16 protein-coding genes and 2 pseudogenes are annotated in these 21663 nt (G+C 62.1%); 9 read left to right on the forward strand and 9 right to left on the reverse strand.

The window, feature by feature from the left end:
* Positions 1-170: 170 nt before the first annotated feature.
* Positions 171-650: a response regulator gene (locus HBH25_RS02495; protein WP_324616843.1), complete on the forward strand. Its 480-nt coding sequence runs from the start codon at positions 171-173 to the stop codon at positions 648-650.
* Positions 651-760: 110 nt separating this feature from the next.
* Here the strand turns inward: HBH25_RS02495 and HBH25_RS02500 are convergent, their stop codons facing one another.
* From HBH25_RS02500 to HBH25_RS02510, 3 genes are read right to left on the reverse strand one after another with little or no spacing between them, the layout of a single operon-like run.
* Complete coding sequence (locus HBH25_RS02500; protein ID WP_168081147.1) at positions 761-2119, reverse strand: LLM class flavin-dependent oxidoreductase; 1359 nt, start codon at positions 2117-2119, stop codon at positions 761-763.
* A 12-nt stretch (positions 2120-2131) separates the two neighbouring features.
* Complete coding sequence (locus HBH25_RS02505; protein WP_168081149.1) at positions 2132-3349, reverse strand: SfnB family sulfur acquisition oxidoreductase; 1218 nt, start codon at positions 3347-3349, stop codon at positions 2132-2134.
* A gap of 3 nt (positions 3350-3352) precedes the next feature.
* Entirely contained in the window at positions 3353-4561 is a 1209-nt protein-coding gene (locus tag HBH25_RS02510; RefSeq protein WP_324616844.1) for an SfnB family sulfur acquisition oxidoreductase, read from the reverse strand.
* Positions 4562-4718: 157 nt separating this feature from the next.
* Here HBH25_RS02510 and HBH25_RS02515 point away from each other — a divergent pair, with 157 nt between their 5' ends.
* Together HBH25_RS02515 and HBH25_RS02520 are read left to right on the forward strand one after the other, a co-directional pair.
* Positions 4719-5495, forward strand: coding sequence for an exodeoxyribonuclease III (locus HBH25_RS02515; protein ID WP_168081151.1), 777 nt, complete (start codon positions 4719-4721; stop codon positions 5493-5495).
* A gap of 29 nt (positions 5496-5524) precedes the next feature.
* On the forward strand, positions 5525-5800 hold the full coding sequence (locus HBH25_RS02520) for a hypothetical protein (protein ID WP_178088796.1): 276 nt from the start codon (positions 5525-5527) through the stop codon (positions 5798-5800).
* 60 nt (positions 5801-5860) lie between these two features.
* On the opposite strand, the gene HBH25_RS02525 is transcribed toward HBH25_RS02520, so the two are convergent.
* Both HBH25_RS02525 and HBH25_RS02530 read right to left on the reverse strand, forming a co-directional pair.
* Entirely contained in the window at positions 5861-7456 is a 1596-nt protein-coding gene (locus tag HBH25_RS02525) for an ABC transporter substrate-binding protein (protein ID WP_168081153.1), read from the reverse strand.
* A gap of 66 nt (positions 7457-7522) precedes the next feature.
* On the reverse strand, positions 7523-8209 hold the full coding sequence (locus HBH25_RS02530) for an SDR family NAD(P)-dependent oxidoreductase (RefSeq protein WP_168081155.1): 687 nt from the start codon (positions 8207-8209) through the stop codon (positions 7523-7525).
* A gap of 428 nt (positions 8210-8637) precedes the next feature.
* Between HBH25_RS02530 and eprS the strand changes: the two genes are divergently transcribed.
* The 3 genes from eprS to HBH25_RS02545 all read left to right on the forward strand — a co-directional run bounded on the left by eprS (position 8638) and on the right by HBH25_RS02545 (position 15731).
* Complete coding sequence (gene eprS / locus HBH25_RS02535; protein ID WP_168081157.1) at positions 8638-11640, forward strand: autotransporter serine peptidase EprS; 3003 nt, start codon at positions 8638-8640, stop codon at positions 11638-11640.
* 95 nt (positions 11641-11735) lie between these two features.
* Positions 11736-14831 (forward strand): autotransporter domain-containing protein, encoded by a 3096-nt coding sequence (locus HBH25_RS02540; RefSeq protein ID WP_168081159.1) that lies wholly within the window; start codon positions 11736-11738, stop codon positions 14829-14831.
* 129 nt (positions 14832-14960) lie between these two features.
* Complete coding sequence (locus tag HBH25_RS02545; protein ID WP_168081161.1) at positions 14961-15731, forward strand: CHAD domain-containing protein; 771 nt, start codon at positions 14961-14963, stop codon at positions 15729-15731.
* Here the strand turns inward: HBH25_RS02545 and HBH25_RS02550 are convergent.
* The gene (locus tag HBH25_RS02550; protein WP_168081164.1) at positions 15728-16996 is read right to left on the reverse strand and encodes a serine/threonine transporter; all 1269 of its coding nucleotides are present in this window, start codon (positions 16994-16996) and stop codon (positions 15728-15730) included. The two genes, HBH25_RS02545 and HBH25_RS02550, sit on opposite strands and share 4 nt — an antisense overlap.
* A gap of 206 nt (positions 16997-17202) precedes the next feature.
* Here HBH25_RS02550 and HBH25_RS02555 point away from each other — a divergent pair, with 206 nt between their 5' ends.
* Positions 17203-17826 (forward strand): LysE family translocator, encoded by a 624-nt coding sequence (locus tag HBH25_RS02555; protein ID WP_168081464.1) that lies wholly within the window; start codon positions 17203-17205, stop codon positions 17824-17826.
* 55 nt (positions 17827-17881) lie between these two features.
* On the opposite strand, the pseudogene HBH25_RS02560 reads toward HBH25_RS02555, so the two are convergent.
* The 3 genes and pseudogenes from HBH25_RS02560 to parS form a co-directional block, all read right to left on the reverse strand.
* Positions 17882-18202: pseudogene (locus tag HBH25_RS02560) on the reverse strand (ATP-binding cassette domain-containing protein); the annotation flags it as partial.
* A 285-nt stretch (positions 18203-18487) separates the two neighbouring features.
* Positions 18488-18946 (reverse strand): RES family NAD+ phosphorylase, encoded by a 459-nt coding sequence (locus HBH25_RS02565; protein WP_168081166.1) that lies wholly within the window; start codon positions 18944-18946, stop codon positions 18488-18490.
* On the reverse strand, positions 18946-19395 hold the full coding sequence (gene parS / locus HBH25_RS02570; protein WP_168081168.1) for a type II RES/Xre toxin-antitoxin system antitoxin: 450 nt from the start codon (positions 19393-19395) through the stop codon (positions 18946-18948). The genes HBH25_RS02565 and parS overlap by 1 nt, the downstream gene beginning before the upstream one ends.
* Before the next feature lie 289 nt (positions 19396-19684).
* Between parS and HBH25_RS23655 the strand changes: the two are divergent.
* Positions 19685-20152 (forward strand): annotated as a pseudogene (locus HBH25_RS23655) (cache domain-containing protein); the annotation flags it as partial.
* On the forward strand, positions 20129-21595 hold the full coding sequence (locus HBH25_RS02575) for a methyl-accepting chemotaxis protein (protein WP_420708419.1): 1467 nt from the start codon (positions 20129-20131) through the stop codon (positions 21593-21595). The pseudogene HBH25_RS23655 and the gene HBH25_RS02575, both read left to right, overlap by 24 nt.
* The last annotated feature ends 68 nt before the right edge of the window (positions 21596-21663 follow it).

Here is a 21663-nt window from a genome sequence, read left to right on the forward strand (position 1 = left end):
TGACAAGCGGTCTGCAGCCACATTAATGCGTGCTGGCCTATGGCTCACACCGCCGTGCAATGACGTCGCCAGGTGGGAAACTTGCGTAAGTAATTGCTCTGAAAGGCGCTGGCAAAACTACCGTTCGTCGAATGGGGTGGGTCGGGTGACTGAATCATCTTTGATTCTGAGTGACGAAGGGAGTATGGGCAGCCAAGCCCAAGATCATTGCCAAGGACACCATGATGCTCAATTCCCCATCTTCCATCTCTGCGCCCGACAACAAAGTGAGTCTAGGTTTGGTCATGGTTGTTGAAGACGAACCTACCATTCGCGAATTCGTGTGCGAGATCCTCGAGTCGGAGGGGTTTGCCACGGTGGACTACGAAACGGCCGACGATGCCTGGAAGGCCTTTGGTGAAGGGGTAAACGTCAATTTGCTTATTACGGACATCCGTATGCCCGGTACGATGGACGGTGCACAGCTCACTCGGCAAGTGCATACCGAATGGCCGGCACTGCCCATCATTGTAATGTCGGGCCATGAAACACCTGAAACAGCAGACATCGGTGACGACATCACCTTCCTGCCCAAGCCTTGGACAATCGGCAACCTCACCTATCAAGTGATGAAAGCTGTTTTAGCTGAAGAGTTGAGCAAGACACCTTGACGCCGCGCCCATTGGTTTCAAACGAAAACGCCAGCGAATAACTGGCGTTTTGTTATTGCTACTACCTTGAGCCTAGGCAGGATAGCGCGCTCAGGCGCTTCCTGTATGCCTTACACAAACCGGTGGGCTGCACCAGGGTGCTGCACGGGTAGGCGTGAGCCTGCGCCAAACAGTTTGTGACGCAGGCTGCCCTGAGCATACGCAGTTTTGTAACGCCCCCGGTTCTGCAGTTCTGGCATTACCCAGCGAATGAAGTCCTCATAGCTTTCAGGCGTTACCGTACGGGTCAGGTTGAAGCCGTCTAGCCCAGTGTCATCCACCCAGTCCAGCATTTGTTCGGCAACAGCACTTGGGCTGCCCACCAACGCTGGGTAGCGCCCCCCCAAGGCATTCTGTTCAAGTATCCGCCGTACGGTCCAGTCGCCTCCATGGGTAAGCGCCTTGGCAGCAGACTCGATGGCGTTGGTTTTCTGGGCGCGGATGGGTTCGTCCGGGCCATACCGTGACAGATCGATTCCGGTTGACGCTGCATAATGTGCCAGGCCCGCCTCGGGGCTGGCATAGCGCAGGTATTCAGCATGTTTCTCTTTGGCGTGTTGTTCGGTAGCACCCACCACCACGGTGATCCCCATAAATACCTTGATGGCCTCAGGGTCGCGGCCTGCCGCCTGCGCGGCCTGACGGATCGCGCTCACCTGCTTGCGCACGCTGTTCCGGTCCTGGCCCATGATAAATACGCATTCGGCGTGTTGGCCGGCAAAACGCAGGCCCCGTGCCGAAGCGCCGGCCTGGAACAGCACGGGCGTGCGCTGAGGGGACGGTTCGGTGAGGTGATAGCCCTCCACCTGGTAGAACTCGCCGTTGTGATGTACGGGGCGCACCCGCTCAGGGCGGGCATAGACACGGCGCTCCCGGTCCCCGATCACGGCATCGTCCGCCCAACTGCTCTCCCAGAGCTTGTACAGCACGTCCAGGTATTCATCGGCCTGGTCGTAGCGACGGTCGTGCTCCACCTGGCCCGGCCGGCCCATGGCCCTGGCTGCGCTGTCCAGGTAGCCGGTCACGATGTTCCAACCGATTCTGCCCCGGCTAAGGTGGTCCAGCGTGGACAGGCGCCGGGCGAACAGGTACGGCGCTTCATAACTCAGGTTGGCGGTGACGCCGAAGCCCAGGTGGCGCGTACTGGCGGCCATGGCGGAGACCAGCATCAAAGGGTCGTTCACCGGCAGCTGGATGCTTTCACGGAGGGTGAGGTCCACGTTGCCTTCGTAGACGTCATACACCCCTACGATGTCGGCCAGGAACAGCCCATCGAACAAGCCGCGCTCCAGCAGTTGGGCCAGTTCGGTCCAGTAGTCCAGGCTGTGGTAATCGCTGGAGCGGTCTCGGGGGTGGGCCCACAGCCCATGGTTGATATGGCCCACGCAGTTCATGTTGAACGCGTTGAGCAGCACCTGTTTGCGCGCCATTGGCCGCTCCTGTCAGAGGTAACCTGTGCGCGGTGGCAACTGGTCGTTAAGGTGGTAGTTGCCGATGGCGTGGTATTTCCAGCGCACCGGGTCGTGAAGGGTATGCACCCGTGCGTTGCGCCAGAACCGGTCCAGGCCGTCTTCGGCCAGGCTAGCCCGAGCGCCGCCCAGCTCGATCAGCTTGTTGCCCGCCAGCAGCGAGATATCGGTGCCCAACGCGCGGGCAGTCGCCACGGCCAGCGAGGCCGCTGCTACGTTCTGCGCATCAGGGGCGGCCCGGGCGGCGTCCAGGTAGCCCCCGGCACGTTCCAGCACCGCTTCGGCAGCATGCAGGCGTAAAGCAACCCGGCCAATGTCACTTAGGGTCAAGGGGTCGTCATGGGCGGCCTCTACCCCCGAATCCGGCCAGGGGCGGGCGCGCTCGCGTACAAAGGCCAAGGTGGCTTCATAGGCACCCCGGGCAATGCCGATGTCGATGGCGGCATGCAGAATCTGGGCGAACGGGCCCACACTGGTGGGCCGCTCGAAGGCGGCCTGAAAAGGCACCACGTCGTTGGGCGCCACCGGGACGTTGTCCAGCCGCACACTGCCGCTGCCGGTTGTACGCTGGCCAAAGCCAGACCAGTCGTCGATCACCTGCAACCCGGGTGCAGCCCTCGGTAGAAAGGCCAGGTGCTGCACACCCTGTTCATCGATAACGGAAGTGGGCACTCGGTCGGCGAACAACGCGCCGGTGGCATAGAACTTCTGCCCCTGTACCCACCAACCTTCTTGGGTTTTAAGCAGGCGTGTACTGCGCTGCTGAGAATCGCGACCTGTAAATTCGGCCAGGGCATTGCCGAAACGGTGGCCTTGTAACGCCTCGTTGAACAGCCGGGCCTGCTGGGCCTGGCTGCCGTTTACCCGCAGCACCTCCAGTGCATAAAAGTGGTTTTGAGGGATCTGCCCCAAGGAGCCATCGGCCTGGGCAATGCGCGCGATAACCTTGGCCAGTGTCGCGCTGGACACCTCGGCGCCCCCGAAACGGCGTGGCACCGTAATGCCCAATAGCCCAGACGCCGAGCATGCCGCCAGTTCGGCATAGGGCAGGCGACGCTCACGGTCGCGCTCGGCAGCGCCTTGGTCAAACTGCTGGGCAAGCCGCTCAGCGCACGCCAATGCCTCGGCGTCAGTACGAATGACCGCCGCCTGAGCGGCAGCAGAATCAGCAATAACAGTGGCGATATTCATGGGTCAGATCCACGCGTGGCGGGCAGGGTGGGTGCCGTTGAGATGGTAATTGCCTACGGCATGGGCCTTCCAGCGCACCGGGTCGTGCAAGGTATGCACCCGTGCATTGCGCCAGTGGCGGTCAAGGTTGTGCTGGGCGAGGGTGGCACGGCTACCGGCCAGCTCGAACAGCTTCTCGCTCGCCAGCAGGGCGATCTCGGTGGTCAATACCTTGGCTTCGGCCACGGCGATGGACGCCCGGGCGGCCGAATCCGCAGTCACTGGCGCGCTGGCCACCTCATCCAGTGTGCGGGCAGCACGCTCCAGCAGGGCGTCGGCAGCCTGCAATTCCACCTGCAGCCGGCCGACCTCATTGATCAACTGCGGCTCCAGGCGCGCCGCTTCTACCTTGGCATCCGGCCAAGGGCGAGCGCGCTCACGTACGAACGCAATGGTATCGGCCACAGCCGCCTGGGCGATGCCAGCATCAATGGCCGCCTGGATCAGCTGCGCGTAGGCGCCCTGGGTATTAAGGCGATGGCTCAAGGCACCGTTAGCGACAACGTTGTGTGCCGGTACGAACACGTTGTCCAGCAGCACGGTGCCACTGGCCGTGGTGAGCTGGCCGAAGCCGGACCAGTCATCGACCACCTGTAGCCCCGGCGTGCCTGCCGGCACGAACGCCATCACCTGTTCGCCGTTATCATCCAAGGCTTTGACAGTGATCCAGTGCGCAAACAGGGCGCCGGTGGAGTAGAACTTTTCACCGCTTAGCCGATAGCCATCCCCCTCCCGCAGCGCACGGGCGCGGATCGCCAAGGTATGCGCACTGTTGCGTTCCGGGCCAGCATTGCCAATGCGATGGCCCTCCAGCACGCTGCACAGCAAGCGCTGGCGCTGGGCAGGCTCGGCAGCCAGCTCAATGACGCGGAGGATGCCAAAGTGGTTTTGCGGGATTTGGCCCAGTGCGGGGTCGGCGGTACTGATAAGCCTGAACACCTGGGCGATGGTCCAGTGGCTTGCGCCGGGGCCCCCGTAGGCCTTGGGTACGGCAATGCTGCCCAGCCCACTGGCTGTAAAGCGTTCCAGTTCCGGCCAGGGCAAGCGCCGCTGGGCATCGCGCGCTGAAGCGTCTGTGGCCGCATAGGCGGCAAAGTCACGGGCTACGTCAAGGGCTTCGTTGTCGTCTCGAAGAATGGCAGCAGGGTATAGCGGTGGCGTTGGCGTGGTCACACGAACCTCGATGTCAATGAATGAGCAGCAAGACGTCCGGTGGACCGGTGCTGCCTACCCTAAGCGGGAACCTGTACGGGGTGAAATAGCATTTTGGTCTATCCATAAAACCTACTTGGCACGCACCTGTCCCATTTCAAAGCCCAAGGGACCTGCCATGAAAATCGCCACGTTCAACATCAATGGGATTCGCGCGCGTCAAGACGCTTTGCTCGCGTGGCTGGACAAGGAGGCACCGGACATCGTGTGCCTGCAGGAATTGAAGGCCGGGCAGGAGGCGTTTCCTCAGCAGGCCATCGAGGCGGCAGGCTATGGGGCGCTTTGGCAGGGCGAGGCTCGCTGGAATGGTGTGGCCATCCTGGCCCGTGGCAGTGAACCCCTGGAGATACGCCGGGGCCTGCCTGGCCTGGAAGACGATACTCAAAGCCGCTACCTGGAAGCCGCTGTGCAGGGCATCGTGGTAGGCTGCCTGTACCTGCCCAATGGCAACCCTCAGCCTGGCCCCAAGTTCGACTACAAGTTACGTTGGTTCGAGCACTTCATACGGCACGCCCAGGGCCTGCTGGACAGCGGGCACCCGGTGGTGCTGGCGGGTGACTACAATGTGGTGCCCACTGATTTCGACGTCTACAACCCTGCCTCCTGGCGCAAGGATGCACTCCTGCAGCCCGAAAGCCGCGAGGCCTTCCAGCGGCTGCTGGGGCAGGGCTGGACCGACGCGCTGCGCGCCCGGTTTCCTGAGGAGCAGGTGTTTACCTTCTGGGATTACTTCCGCCAGCATTGGCAGCATGACAAGGGCCTGCGCATCGACCACCTGTTGTTGAGCCAAGACCTGGCCTCCCGGCTGCAAGACGCTGGTGTAGACCGGTGGGTACGCGACCAGCCCCATGCCAGTGACCATGCCCCGACCTGGGTGCGCCTGCGCCAGGGTTAGCCCTGTTTATTATCATGATGGAGCAGCACATGAACACTGATACCGATGATGCCGTGATCTACCGCCACCGTGTGACTTACCTCTACAACGAACAACCTCGCCAGCAGGAGCTGGAATATGAACAGGCCCAGCTACCCGTGGAGGTAGCGGCCCTGCGCCTGCTGGAAATTCACTACGGCGATGCTGAAAACAGTTTGCTGATGCCAGCGGCAGATGCGTCACCTCAGGAGGTGATGGATCAGGCTCAGCTCATGGGCATCACCCTTATCGAGATTCAGCACCCCGGCCGGGTGATTAACACCTGATACAAGTAACGCCCGATCCCTGTGGGACCGGGCACAAGCCCGGGAACATTCACCCAAAGGCTATTCGTCCACGCTCACACCATAGAACCCGGTCACCCCAAACGGGTTGATCTTGAACCCTTGTACCTTGGTACTCATAGGTTGCGATACCACTGAATGGGCCATGGGGCTCACCGGCACCTGCTGGTGAATAATCTGCTGTGCCTGGGCGTACAGCCGGGTACGCTCGTTGCGGTCCGTGAGGGCCTTGGCCTTCTGCAGCAGGCTGTCCACGTCCTTATTGCACCAGCGGGCGTAGTTGCTGCCACCGATGGCGCTGCACCCGTACAGCACGCCCAGCCAGTTGTCCGGGTCGCCATTGTCACCGGTCCAGCCATAGGTCATCACGTCGTGTTCGCCGGCCTTGGCCCGCTTGATGTATTCGCCCCATTCATAGCTGACGATCTTTGCCTTGATGCCGACCTTGGCCCAGTCCTGCTGGATCATTTCAGCCGATTGCCGTGCATTGGGGTTGGACGCACGCTGCACGGTCATGGCCCAGAGCGCGATCTCCGTGCCCGGTTTCACACCGGCAGCCGCTAACAGCTGCTTGGCTTTTTCCGGGTTGTAGGGCGTGCCTTTCACGGTAGTGTCGTAAGACCACTGGGTCGGCGGCATTACGTTCTGAGCGACTTGGCCAGCGCCCTGGAATACGGTATCGACAATGGCCTTCTTGTTGATGGCCATGTCCAGCGCCTGGCGTACCTGGGGTTTATCCAGCGGCGGGTGCTGGGTGTTGTAGGCCAGGAAGCCTACGTTGAAGCCAGGCTGCTCCAACACCTTGAGTGTGGCGTCCTTCTTGATTTCCACCAGGTCTGCCGGGCGGGCATAACCACTGACCTGGCACTCGCCCGCCTTGAGCTTCTGCAACCGTGTGGCGGCATCGGGTGTGATGGCGAAGATCAGGTCGTCCAGCTTCACGTCTTCAGGTTTCCAATAGGCCGTGTTGCCTTTGTAGCGAATCACGGCGTCCTTCTGGTAACGGTTGAACACGAAGGGGCCTGTACCCACTGGCATCTGGTTCAATTGCTCAGGATGTCCCGCTTTCAAAAGCTGCGCGGCGTACTCGGCAGACTGGATAGACGCAAAGCTCATGGCCAGGTCGGCTGCAAAGGCCGCGTCCGTGCTTTTCAACGAGAACACCACGGTATGGTCGTCCAGCTTTTTCACGCCGGTGATGTTCTTGTCCAGCTCCATGTCTGTGAAATACGGGAATTCGCTAGGGTAGGCCTTCCGGAAGGGCTGGGCTTTGTCCAGCATGCGTTCAAAGGTGAACAGCACGTCGTCGGCGTTGAATTCACGGGTAGGTGTGAAATAGGGGGTGGTGTGGAATTTTACCCCTTGGCGCAGGTGGAACGTGTACGTTTTGCCCTCGTCGGTGACGTCCCAACTCGTCGCCAGCCCTGGTTCCAGCTCGGTACCCCCACGCTTGAACTGCACCAACCGGTTGAAAACCGTTTCGGCCGCTGCATCGAACTCGGTGCCCGAGGTGTATTGCGCTGGGTCAAAGCCTGCCGGGCTGGCTTCGGAGCAGTAGATCAAGGTCGCCGCCTGGGCCATGGGCGTGGCAGCCAGTACGCCGGTGGCCAGCAGGGATAAGGCAAAGGTCAAGCGCATGTGCAAAGGCTCCATCCATTCAAGTGAGTGAGGCAGGCAGGCAGGTTACCACTGCTGTCGATCACCTTACCAAGGCAACCGTTCCCCGCTGTAACTGAAGAATCCACCGTGATCTTCCGGGCGCAGAGCGTCCAGCACCTGCAACATGTCCGCGGCGGCTTCCCGAGGCGCGCGCGCTTCGCGGCGGAAGGGGCGGGACAGGGGCGAAGTAACGGTTCCGGGGTGCAGGGCTACCAGACGCTTGTGGGGCCAGCGCCGGGCGCTTTCGATGGCGGCGGTCTTGACCAGCATGTTGAGCGCGGCCTTGGAGGCGCGGTAGCTGTACCAACCGCCCAGGCGATTGTCTTCAATGCTGCCTACCTTGGCAGACAGTACGGCCATTACACCGTTGGCCGAGAGCAAGGGGAGGAACTGCTGCAAAACCAGCGCTGGCCCCAAGGCGTTGGCCTGGAAGGTGGCCAGCAACTGCTCCTGGTTGAGGGCTTCAAGGGTTTTTTCTGGCATGAATCCTTCACCATGGAGCACACCGGTGGCCAGGATGATCAGGTCGAAGGGCGCCTGGCCAGCCAGTTGTGCGGCAGCAGCCATAATGGTGTTCGGTAGGCCGAGGTCCAGGGGAGGTGTGGTGGAGCGACCTAGCCCCACCACCCCGGCACAGTGTGGGTCTTGATTCAGGCATTCGGCAAACGCGCTGCCAAGGGTGCCCGTGGCACCGATAATCAAGGCGTGGTAGGGCTGGGGGAGGCTGTTCATTGGGGGCGGTCGCTGCACACTAAGGTGGCTGGAAGGTTTGCCATAAGCGCAGTGGTACAGGGCTGGGGGTGTTTAGTCAAATATCTGGGTAGCCACCCCTGTAAAAGAGCGTTCGTCCAGCCGAACGTTTGCTGAAGCGGTAATCTGTTATCCATTAGCAAATAGTGGAACTTGACTGATAAGTCATGCAGGACACTCTAACTAAAGTGCCACTATATCGATATCGCCTTTGAAGTTCTTAACCACGTGGTTAGTTCGCCTTAAAGTAGCTCCAGAACCACTATCATTCAGGTGTATACCTGCCAACAGCCGTGTGTACGGGCTTCGGATTGTATCAATCTTGAAATAATTATTTGCCATAACCCTCACCCCCGACTATGTTGCTGAAACGCTCAATAGGGAGCTAACTGTTTAAAGGGTGTGCAAGGATGCGAAGGCTCAAAGCTGTCCGTGCTGTGCGTTATTCCGTTAAACCCGTCACTACCGGCGCACTTTGCGCACTGTCGTTCACGTTGGTGGGTTCAGCCCATGCCACCTATGTGGAACAAGGAAAGTTAGGGGACGCAGCCAGTTGGCGTTCGGCAGAGTTTCAAAGTGACTGGGGGCTGGGTCGCATTCAGGCCGACCAGGCATATGCAGCCGGGATCACCGGGCAAGGTGTGAAAATCGGTGCGCTGGACTCAGGTTTCGATCCTACACACCCCGAAGCAAGCCCTGGTCGCTACCACGCAGTGACCGCCACAGGCACCTATGTGGACGGGTCGCCTTTCAGCGTGACCGGTGCCATCAACCCCAACAACGACACTCACGGCACCCACGTGACCGGGACCATGGGCGCGGCTCGCGACGGCGTGGGCATGCATGGCGTGGCGTACAACGCGCAGGTGTATGTGGCCAACACCAACCAGAGTGACAGCTTCCTGTTCGGGCCCAACCCCGACCCGTTGTACTTTCGGGCCGCGTACGGCGCCCTGGCTGATGCTGGCGTGCGTGCCATCAACAATAGCTGGGGCAGCCAGCCGCCAGACGTGACCTATGCCACCCTGGAAGGGCTGCATGCCGCCTATGCCCAGCACTACAACCGGGGCACCTGGCTGGATGAAGCCGCTGCGGTATCGCGCAAGGGCGTGATCAACGTGTTCAGCGCTGGCAATACCGGCTACGCCAATGCCAGCGTGCGGGCCGCACTGCCGTATTTCGAACCCGACCTAGAAGGCCACTGGCTGGCCGTGTCTGGCCTGGACAGCGCCAATGCCCAGCGCTACAACCAGTGCGGCGCTGCCAAATACTGGTGCATCACCACCCCTGGCCGGCTGATCAACAGCACCGTGCCGGGCGGGGGTTACGCGCTCAAGTCTGGTACCTCCATGGCCGCCCCCCATGCCACGGGTGCCCTGGCGCTGGTCATGGAGCGCTACCCCTATATGAACAATGAGCAGGCTTTGCAGGTGCTGCTCACCACCGCCACCCAGCTCGATGGTTCGGTGACCCAAGCACCCAATGCTACGGTGGGCTGGGGCGTGGCGAACCTGGAGCGGGCGATGCGCGGCCCTGGCCAGCTGCTGGGCACCTTCAACGCCAACCTGGGGGCAGGCCAGGTGGATATCTGGAGCAATGCCATCTCTGACCAGGCGCTGATCCAGCGACAAGGCGAAGACGCCATCGAGCAGGCCGCCTGGCAGCAAACCCTGGACAGCAAAGGCTGGCGCAATGGCATTGCCAGCACCGCCAGCCAACAGGACCAGGCCGACTATGCCGTGGGCATGGCCCGTGCAGCCGCGGCTGCACAGCGCCAGTATGAGGGCAGCCTGATCAAATCCGGCGCAGGCCGGCTCATCCTGGACGGGGCCAACACCTACCGCGGTGACACTCAGGTCAACGGGGGTGTGCTGTCCGTGAACGGTAGCCTGGCCTCTGCAGTACGCGTCAATGCTGGCGGCACACTTGGCGGCAATGGGCAGGTGGGTAACCTGACGGCGTTGAGCGGCGGTCAGGTGGCACCGGGGAACTCCATCGGTACCTTGCAGGTGAACGGCAATGTGACATTCGAACCGGGTTCCACCTTCGCCGTCGAACTGTCGCCCACCGCCAGTGACCGCCTCGTGGCTACGGGTAGCGCCACGGTCTCCGGGGCCAACATGGCCCTAGCCCTGGACCCAACGCCTCGGGCGTTGAATACCCGGCCAGGCCAAACCCTGATCGGCCACCAATACACCGTATTGCAGGCGGCCAGTGGGGTAACTGGCCAATTTGCGGCGGTCAGTTCCCCCTATGCGTTCCTGGGTGGCCAACTGGCCTACACGGCCAATGGCATTGCCTTGACGACCGAGCGCATAGCCGCCTTCGCGAGCGTCGCGCACACGCCTAACCAAGCCGCAGTCGCCACGGCTGCCGAGGCGTTGGGGGAGGGGAATGCGATCTATGAAAACCTGTTGCTGTCCTCTGAGGCTGCAGTGGCCCGCGACAGCCTTCAGTCCTTGTCGGGCGAGCTCTATCCCGCCATTACTGCCCAACTGCTCAACGACACCCGTGCGGTCCGAGACGCGGTGGGCGAACGCCTGGGCGCCAGTGCGTTCAGCGACGACACCACACGGGCGGCGCAGGACAACGTGTGGCTTAAAGCCCTAGGCGCATGGGGCACCACAGATTCACGGCATGACACCGCAGGCTACACCTCCTCATTGGGCGGCCTGCTGGCAGGTATGGACACCAGCATCGCGGACGCTACCCGCGTGGGCGTTGTAGGCGGCTACAGTGACACCTCGGTGAACATGGGCTCAGGCACCCACGCCAGGGCATCCGTGAACAGCTACCACCTGGGGGCCTACCTGGGCCATGAAATCGGCGCCCTGCGCCTGACCCTGGGGGGCGCTTACAGCTGGCACCGTATCGATGCCAAGCGCGACGTGCAGGTTGACGGTGCCGGCGGCCGGGAGAAAACCAAGCACGACGGGCAAACGGCTCAAGTGTTCACTGAGGCGGCCTACCGAGTACCGCTACAAGCCGCCGCGCTGGAACCGTTCGTTAACCTTGCCTATGTGCACCTGGATACCGACAGCTTCACTGAAAAAGGGGATGCAGCCGCCCTGGCTTCGGGCAGCGACACCCGTGACGCCGTGCTCAGCACCTTTGGGGTACGTGCGCTCACCTCTATCGCCGTCAATGACCATCAAAAGGTCGACCTGTCCGGTAGCCTGGGTTGGCAGCACAACCTGAGCGATACCGAGTCAGCGCAGCACCTGGCCTTTGCCTCGGGCGGCAGCACCTTCGGCATCGAAAGCTCACCGCTGGTACGCGATGCCGCGCTGGTGGGTGCTCATGCCCGCCTGGCCTTGAGCCAGGCGGCGAGCGTCAGCCTGGACTACAGCGGCCAATTGGCCAGCCGTGAAAAAAGCCATGGCGTGGGCCTGAGCCTCAACTGGCAATTCTGATAGTTACCTACCCCTAGCTGGCTAACCAGCAACGCGGCGGCCAAGGCGGCCTCCGCGCGGGGGCTTGTGCGTGCTCATAAAGGAGAGTGATTGCTATGAAAGCCTCAACTGTTCGTTCCCTGGCCCATGCCGTTCGTGCGGCCAACCGTGCATCCCTCGGTGCCATGGCCTGCTACCTGGCTACCTTAGGGGTGGCGCAGGCGGCACCCTATGTGGAAGCCGGCCAGGCCGGTGATCCCGCCAGCTGGCGCAGCGCTGAATTCAAAGCGCAGTGGGGCCTGGGCGCCATCAACGCCGACCAGGCCTATGCCGCCGGTTACACCGGCAGTGGTGTGAAGCTGGGTATCTTCGACCAGCCGGTGTATGCGCCTCACCCGGAGTTTGCCAGCCCAGGTAAGGTCACCAACTTGGTAACCAGCGGCATCCGTGAGTACACCGACCCCTACATACCGGTGAAGGCCGGTGATGCGTTCCGGTATGACGGCACCCCCACCCCAGACTCCAATGGGCGCCTGGGCAACCATGGCACGCACGTGGGTGGCATTGCCGGTGGCAACCGGGACGGTGGGCCCATGCACGGTGTGGCGTTCAACGCCCAGATCATCAGCGCTGACAATGGTGACCCCGGCCCGGAAGACGGCATTGTGCTCGGCAACGACGGTGCGGTGTACCAGGCCGGGTGGAAAGCCTTGGTGGACAGTGGCGCCCGCATCATCAACAACAGCTGGGGCATCGGCATCACCGACCGGTTCGATCAAGGCGGGCGAGACCCCGCATTCCCGCACTTTACCGTGCAAGACGCGCAAGCGCAGTTCGACCAGATCCGCCAGATTCTGGGCACCCGGCCGGGCGGTGCCTACCAAGGCGCCATCGACGCGGCGCGCAGTGGCGTGGTGACTATTTTCGCAGCGGGCAATGACTACAACCTGAACAATCCCGACGCCATGGCCGGCCTGGGCTATTTCGTTCCGGCCATCGCCCCCAACTGGCTGACGGTCGCCGCCCTGCAGCAGAACCCGGACGCCGCGGCGGCTGCCACAACGCCTTATACCCTCAGTACCTTTTCCTCGCGCTGCGGCTACACCGCTAGTTTCTGTGTGTCTGCGCCGGGTACGCGAATCTACAGTTCGGTACTCAATGGCACCAGCCTTCAGGACCTGACCGTTGGCTGGGCAAACAAGAACGGCACGTCCATGGCCGCCCCTCATGTGGCCGGCAGCATGGCCGTGCTGATGGAGCGCTTCCCCTACATGACCGGAGCACAAGTGGCCGAGGTGCTGAAAACCACTGCCACCGACCTGGGCGCGCCAGGCGTGGATGCGCTCTACGGGTGGGGCATGATCAACCTGGGCAAGGCCATCAATGGCCCGAGCCAATTCGTGACCGAGGCGGATATACCGGCCGAGTTCCGTATCGACGGGGCCTATGGCGACAGCCAGTTCGTGGCTGACCTGCCCGGTGTAGGTGCCGTGGTGGACGCTGGCAAGCCTACACAGCGTACCTGCAGCGGTGCCCAGTGCGGGCGGGACGTCTGGAGCAACGACATTACGGGGCATGGTGGCCTCACCAAGCAAGGCATCGGCACGCTGGTACTGACCGGCACCAACACCTACAGTGGCCCAACCCTCGTCAATGGAGGCCGGCTGGCGATCAACGGCTCCCTGGCTTCTGCCGTGACCGTGAACGACACCGGCGTACTGGGCGGTAATGGCCGGGTAGCGTCATTGACCGCCAACCGCGGTGGTACCGTAGCGCCCGGCAACTCCATCGGCACCTTGCAGGTGGCAGGGGACGCGACCCTGGCGCCGGGCGCTCTCTACGCGGTAGAGCTGTCGCCCACCGGCAGTGACCGCCTTATAGCAGGCGGGCAGGCCACGGTCACGGGCGCCACCATGGGTTTGACCCTGGAAAACAGCGCCACCGCCCTGGGCACCCCTACCATCAGCAGCGTGCTGGGCCGGGAATTCACTGTGCTACAGGCCGCCGGTGGCGTACAGGGCCAGTTCGCAACCGTGCTGGATAACTACGCCTTCCTGGACGGGAACCTGACCTACAGCCCCACCGGTGTCGCCTTGGCCGTCGAGCGCAATGCCGACACCTTTGCCAGTGCCGCCTATACCGCCAACCAGGCCCGCGTCGCAGCGGCTGCTGAACAGCTGGGGCAGGGTAACCCGGTCTACGAGGAGGTACTGTCAAGCCCCGACACTGCCACAGCACGCCGTGCCTACACCCAATTGTCCGGTGAGGTACACCCGGCAATCGGCACCCAGCTCATCAAGGACAGCCGGCAGGTACGGGAGGCGGTAAGCGACCGTTTGCGCGTCGACGGGCTGTATGAGCAACCCGAACCTGGCCATGAGGGCAATAATGTGTGGGTCAAAGCGCTGGGCGCCTGGGGCACCAACACCGGCAGCAGCGGTACGGCCAGTTCCACGGCCTCGCTGGGTGGCCTGCTGGCTGGCGTGGATGCGCTGGTCGCCGACCACACCCGGGTGGGTGCCATGGCCGGTTACAGTGATACCTCGCTGGGGCTGGGCGACGGCACCCACTCGCAGGCGTCGGCCGACAGCTACCATGTGGGCGCCTATATCGGCCAGCAGCAGGGTCCTTTGCGCATCACGGCAGGTGCGTCTCACAGCTGGCATCGCATCGACGTCAAACGGGACCTGCAACTGGGCGCATCGCCTGAGCGCCTGAAGGTCAAGCGCGACGCCCAATCCACCCAGGTCTTCACTGAGGCGGCGTACAGGCTCAACCTCCAGCCGCTGGCCCTTGAGCCCTTTGCCAACCTGGCCTACGTTCACCTGGACAACGACAGCTTCACTGAAAAAGGCGGCGATGCTGCCTTGAAGGGCGGAGACGATACCCGCGATGCTGTGCTGTCGACCTTGGGTATGCGGGCAGGCAACCGGTTCAACCTCACTGACACCCAGACCCTGGACGTGTCAGGCACCTTGGGCTGGCAGCACAACCTGAGCGACACCTCGGCCAAGCAGCACCTGGCCTTCACCGGTGGTGCTACGGCCTTTGCCGTACAGGCTGTATCCATGGACCGCAACGCCGCTGTGGTAGGCGCCCGCGCTAGCCTGGCCCTGAACCGGGAGGCACGGCTGAACTTCGATTACAACGGCCTGCTAGGTGCGCGTGACAAGACCCACGGGGTAGGGCTGTCGCTGGACTGGCAGTTCTAAGCCTGGCTGGCGTGCAACAGGTTGAAACCCTTGTGTAAGCGGTAATTGGCAACACCTGTCCTGCTCGGTGGTCTGTTGAGAGCGCGCCAGCGAAGCGCTGGCTTCCCAACCACCCGCCGAGTAGGACACATGACGTTTGTCGACACATTCGTAGCCGAAATCTTGCACCTGGAAGTTCGGATTCTTAACGCCCGTGCCCGTCTAGTGGCGGGCACGGATCCCGAAGCGCTGCATGACCTGCGCATTGCGGTGCGCCGTATTCGAAGCTTGCTGATTCCGGTACGCCGGCAGGCAGCGATGCTCCCCCTCAAAGAGGCGGCTGCCGCCATCGGGCGCCTGACAACGCCACCTCGCGATCTTGAGGTAATCGCTCAGGAGCTTGAGCACAAAGGTTTGCCCACCGCCGCACGGCGGCGCCGTGAGCGGTTGGCCGATCAATACCGGGCGGTGGCACACAGCCCCCAACTGGAACGCTTGCTCAAGGCCTTGGACGAATGGCCTCAGGCGTTTCGTGCCATGACAGTGGCCCGCGCCGACAAGCCCCTTAAACGTAAAGTAGAAAAAACGCTGCACAAGCACGTTGAAAAGCTGCGCAAGGCGTTGGCCGAAGACGGCCATGACCGGCACGAGATCCGTATTCTGGTTAAACGTACCCGCTACCTGGTAGAAGCGTTCAACGATCTGTCGCCGCTGTCGCCTAAAGCGGGCAAATCGCTGAAAGCCGTGCAGTCTGCGCTAGGTGCCTGGCACGATCACCACCAATGGTGCCTGCGTGTGGCCGAGGAAGCAGACCTGGCGCCCCTCACGCAGCAGTGGGCCCAAGCGTCTGCCGACCAGCTGCGAGAGGCGGAGGCCGCCATGGGCGTGCTGCGCGGTCAGTTGCCCGACACCGGCGTTTAGGCCTGCACCAGCGAGTACACCAGGGCCGAAATGGACACCAGGCCCACTACCACCACAAACAGGTTCGAGCACTGCCCGGCATAGCGCCGCAAGGCAGGGACGCGCCGTATGGCATACATGGGCATCAGGAACAGAATGGCGGCAATCACCGGGCCCCCGAGGGTTTCGATCATGCCCAGTATGCTGGGGTTGAGGGTAGCGACGGCCCAGCACACCACTGCCATGGACACGGCCACTACGCGATCCTGCGCCTTGCCAGGGGTGCTGTTGGCGCGCTTGTTGAGCAAGCCACGCAGGCCCTCGCTGGCCCCGATGTAATGGCCCAGGAAGGATTTGGCAATGGCAACCACCGCAATAATCGGTGCGGCAAACGCGATGGTGGGGTTGCTGAAGTGGTTGGCCAGGTAAGACAGAATCGACAGGTTTTGAGCCTTGGCTTCAGCCAGCTGCGCCGGGGACAGCACCAGCACGCAGCTGAACACGAAGAACATCACGGTGATCACCATCAGCGCGTGGGCGCGGCTCAAGATCTGGCTGCACCGACGTTCGGCCTGGTCCCCATAGGCGCGCTGACGGTCCACGGCGAACGCCGAAATGATAGGCGAGTGGTTGAACGAGAACACCATCACGGGAATGGCCAGCCACAGTGTGTGCAGGAAGGCGCTCGCGCTGGGCACTTCTGTGGCAGTGCTCAGAATGCCGCCGTTCCAGTGCGGGACCAGGAACAGCCCTAGCAGCACCAGTGCCGCGATGAACGGGTACACCAGCACACTCATCACTTTCACGATCACCGCTTCCCCGCAGCGCACCACGATCATCAAACCCACAATCAGCAGCGCAGCCAGGGCCGCCCGGGGCAGGGGCGTCACATGCAACTGGTGCTCCAAAAAGCTGCCCACGGTATTGGTGAGGGCTACGCTGTAGATCAGCAGAATGGGAAAAATCGCAAAGAAGTAGAGCAGGGTAATCAGCGTGCCGGCTTTTTTGCCGAAATGCTCTTCTACCACGCCGGTGATGTCGGCCCCGTCACGGCCCGACAGTACAAACCGGGTTAGGCCGCGGTGGGCGAAGAACGTCATAGGGAACGCCAACAGGCTCAGTACCAGCAAGGGCCAGAAGCCACCCACGCCCGCATTGATGGGCAAAAACAGCGTACCTGCGCCAATGGCTGTGCCGAACAGGCCCAGCATCCAGGTGGTGTCGCTGCGCCCCCAACGCGCCTCAGCGGCGGGGGTGAGAGGGGCGGCAGTGGCCTGCTGATTCATTCGGGGTCTCCGTGAGCAAGGCTTCAGGCACGGCCACCCCTTGGGTCAGGAAACAGGGCAGCCACTGGAAAAAAGCCGCAATTGTGTAATGTTTAGTCACGGTTGCAAAGCCTGAGTGTGCTGGGCGGCGGTTTTGGCCCGCCTGATGCCCCGGCTTGTGGTAGGTTTTGCTGTGACTTCATTACCACGGAAAAAAGGACCTAGAACTGTCGACTTGGGCGCTGTTTATACCTGCGTGTTTTGTACTGAACCTGGCTCCTGGCCCTAACAATCTGTTGTCCATCCATAATGCAACGCACCGTGGCTTCTTCCAGGCCTGCGCTGCAGGTACGGGCCGTTTGCTGGCCTTTGCCGTGATGATCGGCCTGGCCTCGGCGGGCCTGGCAGCGGTGATCCAGACGTCTGCTGTGCTCTTTACGGGGATCAAATGGGGCGGCGCTGCGTACTTGCTGTACCTGGCCTGGCAACTTTGGCGCAGTAACGGCCTGTTGGCTGAAGCCGAGCCTGCTGCACACTCACAAAGCCTTTGGCCAATGGCGCGGCAGGAGTGCCTGGTCGCGGCGGGTAATCCCAAGGCAATCCTTATCTTCACAGCCTTCCTGCCTCAGTTCGTCGATGCTCAGCAACCGTTTGCAGGCCAGTTCCTGCAGTTGGGGCTGGCATTTCTCCTGCTGGAGTGGGTAGCCATTGCCCTCTATGCCCTGCTCGGGCTGCACCTGCGTCGCTGGTTGGTGCGGCCCATCGCCCAGCAAGTGTTCAGTCGCAGCTGCAGCGTTCTATTGGGGTTGGCAGCCTTCTCCTTGGTGATAGGCCGTCGGCCCGCCGCCTGATACCTTTGCCTCACGCACTAACATCCTGCGCGCGCCGGTACGCGTAGGTGTCGGCAAAGCGTGCCGAGACGTCTCGAATAAGGGGCGCCAACTGGCGGGGGTTCCGGTCTGGCCCCATGGCCAGCGCAATGTTTTGCGCCACGGTCAAGGTTTCGAAGAGGGAAAAATGCTGGAACACCATGCCGATGCCCAAAGCACGGGCTTGCGCCGGGTTACGCATGTGCACCGGCTGGCCTTCCCAGATCAAGGCGCCACTGTCCGGCTGGGTGACCCCGTAGATAATCTTCATCAGGGTACTCTTGCCCGCCCCGTTCTCACCCAGCAGCGCATGGATATCACCAGCCTCGATGCTCAGGTCGATGGCGTCGTTGGCCAGCTGGCCAGGAGGTCAGGTTTCGAAGCGTTTGCCCGTGGCAGATGGGCTGGGCACCTGGAAGGGTTGGGACGTAACTTAGAGTAGGCGCTGAAGTAGGGCAGCCACACGGGCGCGCGGCCTGTTTTCGTGTAAGGGCCCGACACCCCTGTGCCTGCGTATACCGGTTCCCGGCCTCCGCCTACGGCTGCGACCCGTCCCACACGGGGCCTCCATCAGGATGCATTAACTGGACCCTCCTATGAACCCTGTGGGAGTAGGCGCCAGCCTGCGAAGCCCTCGGAAGGGTCAGGCCAGCCGCGTGTCCAGATCAAAGTCAAGTTGACGGGCTGTGGCAGCGACGCCTTCGAACGCTGGGTGGTGGATGTTGAGCAGGTAATTCCACTCACGGGGTACGATGATGCTGGGGATGCCAAGTGCCAGGCTTTGGCCAGAGGCGAGCCAAGTATCCCCATACTCAGCCGTTTCCAAAGGCGCAGGCTCCATACGCCAGTTTGCCGGCAGTTCGGGTACGTCTGCATAAAGGACCACGTTGTCCTCAACCTGCAGTTCAAACATTACATAGTGCTGTGCAATGCCAGCGTCCTTCAGGTGTACCAGCACCTCCAGGAGCGCCAGCGATTCGCTGCCAGCAGCATAAACGCAGGCTTTGCCCTTACTGTTCCAGCGGCCGCCGTAGCGCTTGGCCCCTTCGCCATCGAAGGCCTGCTCACGCCATCTATGCTTGACCAAGCGGTATAGCAACATTACGCCACAACCCCGTGCTCCAGGCGCCCGATCAGGTCAAGCACCGCCGTGGTCTGGGCGGAGGTCGCGGCCATCTCAATGGGGCGTCGCCCGCCCAACCCGCGCACCGGTTCGCATAACCAGTGGCGGGTTGCAGCTTCATCTCCTTCGAATAACGCAAGGGCTGAGCCCAGTATCTGCGCCAACCGATAGAGGCGATCACTTTCCTCAGTGGTGAAGCGCTTGCTTTTAAGCCTGCGCTGGAAGGTGGCCGACGGAATGAGCGCATAGGTAGCCAGCGCACTTTTGCCGACACCGATGGCGGTGGACAAATGCTCAAGCACGCTTACTGAAAACCCTTCACGCAGTGCTTGGTAGAGGGTTTCGCCACGCTCGGGAATACCCAGCACCTGCCACAAGCCGGCACGAGGTGTGGGTGAAGGGTGGTAGAGGCGAGATGAAATGTCCATGGGGTTTACCACATATCCGGTCATTTGATGTGCGAAGGCTATATCATTTGATAATCCCTGCATAGGCGTGCACGGAAAGCCCACAGGCGCGGGTCATGCCCGCTCGTCAGCTTCCAAGCCTCTCTACTACGGTCCCTGCCTCAATTATTTCCTGACCCAGCCGTAACAGCTAATAGCCCCTTCTATCTGGAAACATCCCATGGCGCTTATCCCTACGCGCATTGCCGGGCGCATGACCTTCGGCATTCTGGCCTTGCTGGTGCTCACGGCGGTGGCTATCTATGGCGTGATGGCCATTGGCGGCAAGCCACGGCTGATCGCGGCGGGGACGGAGGCGGCAGAGCAGTCAGCCAGTGCCATTACCCGACAGTTGGCCTTGCAACTGAGCCGCATCGAAGGCACTACGGCAGCCCTGGCGCACCTGGCGCAAAGCCTGCCCCATGACGAGGCACTGGTGAAAGCCAACCTGCCGGGCGTTATCGACAGCCAAGGTGATCGCGCTATTGCGGGCGGCGGCCTGTGGCCGGAGCCAGGCCTGTTTACACCGCAGGTGCAGCGCCGTAGCTTTTTCTGGGCGCGCAACGCCAGCAACGGCCTGGACTTTTCCGAAGAATACAACAGCCCCCAGGCAGCGCCTTACCAGGCCGAAGCCTGGTACACCGGTGCCCGCACCGCACCCGCTGGCCGCTGCGTATGGTCAGACGCTTATCAGGACCCGGTCAGCGGCGTGGCCATGACCACCTGCAGCGTGCCCTATCAGGTGCAGGGCGCGTTTGCCGGCGTGACTACTTTGGACCTGAAGCTGGATGGGCTGGCCGATTTTCTGGGTACCCAAGGCAATGTTACTGGCGGCTATGCCTTCGCCGTAGACCGGGCCGGTAATGTGCTGTTTTTCCCAGATGCCAAGGCCGACAAGGCGGGGCTGCCCACGTTGGCAGGCCTGGCGAAAACCAGCGGGTGGCTGCAGCCGGTGGTAGACCATTTGGCAAACCAAGGCACCCAAACCACCACGCTGTACGTGAACCATGACGGCCGCCTAGGTGGCCCGGCCTACGTAACGCTGCAAACCATGGACGGTACCGGATGGCGGATTGGGCTAATCACGCCGCAAGCCCGGGTGGTTGGCCTGGCCGACGCGATCACCCAACAACTGATGCTGTTCCTGTTGCCGCTGCTGGCTATTTTGCTGGGGTTGGCCTGGTTGGCAGGCCGGCGCCTGCTGGCTCAACTGGAGGAAACCACCGTGCAGATCGAGCGCCTGGGTGAAGGCAGCCAAGGCGGCGCAGAGCTGGACATCCGCCGGGCAGATGAGTTGGGCGCCCTGCGGGCAGCGGTGAACAAATATGCGGGATCGCTGCGCCAGATGCTTAAACGTATTGCGGACGAATCGGTATCGCTGGAGAGCCAGGCCAATTCCCTTGCGCAGTTGTCCCATGGCCTGGCCGACCGGGCCGAGGCTCAGCGCGAAGACAATACGCTCTTGGCGGCGGCGGTGACCGAAATGTCGGCCAGCGCTAATGAGGTGGCCCGTAACACTAGTGACTGTTCGGAGACCGCTAAGCGCTCGCTGCTCGATGCTCAAGGCGGGCAGCACCAGGTGCAACGCAATAGCGAGTCCATTCAGGTACTGGCCGGTGACATCAATAGCGCAGCCAGCGCCATTACCCGCCTGGGCACGGACATCGAACGGGTAGGCAGCGTGCTGGACGTGATCAAGTCCATTTCCGAGCAGACTAACCTGCTGGCCTTGAACGCGGCTATCGAAGCTGCCCGTGCAGGCGAGCAAGGGCGTGGTTTCGCCGTGGTGGCTGATGAGGTCCGTACCCTGGCAGGCCGTGCGCAAACCTCGGCCAACGAGATTCAGGAGATGATGACCCAGCTGCGCCAGGCCTCGATAATGGCCGTGAGCACCATGCAAAGGGGTGCCGAACGTACCCAGGAGGCGGTGCACCAGGCCACGGGTGTGAGCGCGACGCTCGGCACCACGGTCAACAGCTTTGATGACATTGTGCAGCGCGCCCAGCAAATCGCCGTGGCTGCCCAGCAGCAAAGCCATGTGACCCACGAAATCAATGAACTGGCGGTGCGTATTCACACGGCCAGCGAAGAAGGCGCCCGCGACGCCAGTGCCCTGCGCGAGCTGGGGCAGGGGATGCAGGCTATTTCTTCACGCCTTGGGGGGTTGAGCCGAGGCCGCTGACCGCCAATGCTTATGGGATGAAAGGGTTTGTCCAAGTGCTCCAAGCTGCCACTATAGGCGCTTTAAGC

Source organism: Pseudomonas quercus (assembly GCF_012033695.1).
Taxonomy (GTDB): domain Bacteria; phylum Pseudomonadota; class Gammaproteobacteria; order Pseudomonadales; family Pseudomonadaceae; genus Aquipseudomonas; species Aquipseudomonas quercus.

Excerpts from the sequence above, each read along its gene's own strand:
- HBH25_RS02515 (WP_168081151.1), top strand. The coding sequence starts at position 4,719 with ATGAAAATCGCCACGTTCAACATCAATGGGATTCGCGCGCGTCAAGAC.
- HBH25_RS02575 (WP_420708419.1), top strand. The coding sequence starts at position 20,129 with ATGACCACCTGCAGCGTGCCCTATCAGGTGCAGGGCGCGTTTGCCGGC.
- HBH25_RS02505 (WP_168081149.1), bottom strand. The coding sequence starts at position 3,349 with ATGAATATCGCCACTGTTATTGCTGATTCTGCTGCCGCTCAGGCGGCG.
- HBH25_RS02500 (WP_168081147.1), bottom strand. The coding sequence starts at position 2,119 with ATGGCGCGCAAACAGGTGCTGCTCAACGCGTTCAACATGAACTGCGTG.
- HBH25_RS02530 (WP_168081155.1), bottom strand. The coding sequence starts at position 8,209 with ATGAACAGCCTCCCCCAGCCCTACCACGCCTTGATTATCGGTGCCACG.
- HBH25_RS02550 (WP_168081164.1), bottom strand. The coding sequence starts at position 16,996 with ATGAATCAGCAGGCCACTGCCGCCCCTCTCACCCCCGCCGCTGAGGCG.
- HBH25_RS02545 (WP_168081161.1), top strand. The coding sequence starts at position 14,961 with ATGACGTTTGTCGACACATTCGTAGCCGAAATCTTGCACCTGGAAGTT.
- eprS (WP_168081157.1), top strand. The coding sequence starts at position 8,638 with ATGCGAAGGCTCAAAGCTGTCCGTGCTGTGCGTTATTCCGTTAAACCC.
- HBH25_RS02520 (WP_178088796.1), top strand. The coding sequence starts at position 5,525 with ATGAACACTGATACCGATGATGCCGTGATCTACCGCCACCGTGTGACT.
- parS (WP_168081168.1), bottom strand. The coding sequence starts at position 19,395 with ATGGACATTTCATCTCGCCTCTACCACCCTTCACCCACACCTCGTGCC.
- HBH25_RS02565 (WP_168081166.1), bottom strand. The coding sequence starts at position 18,946 with ATGTTGCTATACCGCTTGGTCAAGCATAGATGGCGTGAGCAGGCCTTC.
- HBH25_RS02525 (WP_168081153.1), bottom strand. The coding sequence starts at position 7,456 with ATGCGCTTGACCTTTGCCTTATCCCTGCTGGCCACCGGCGTACTGGCT.
- HBH25_RS02540 (WP_168081159.1), top strand. The coding sequence starts at position 11,736 with ATGAAAGCCTCAACTGTTCGTTCCCTGGCCCATGCCGTTCGTGCGGCC.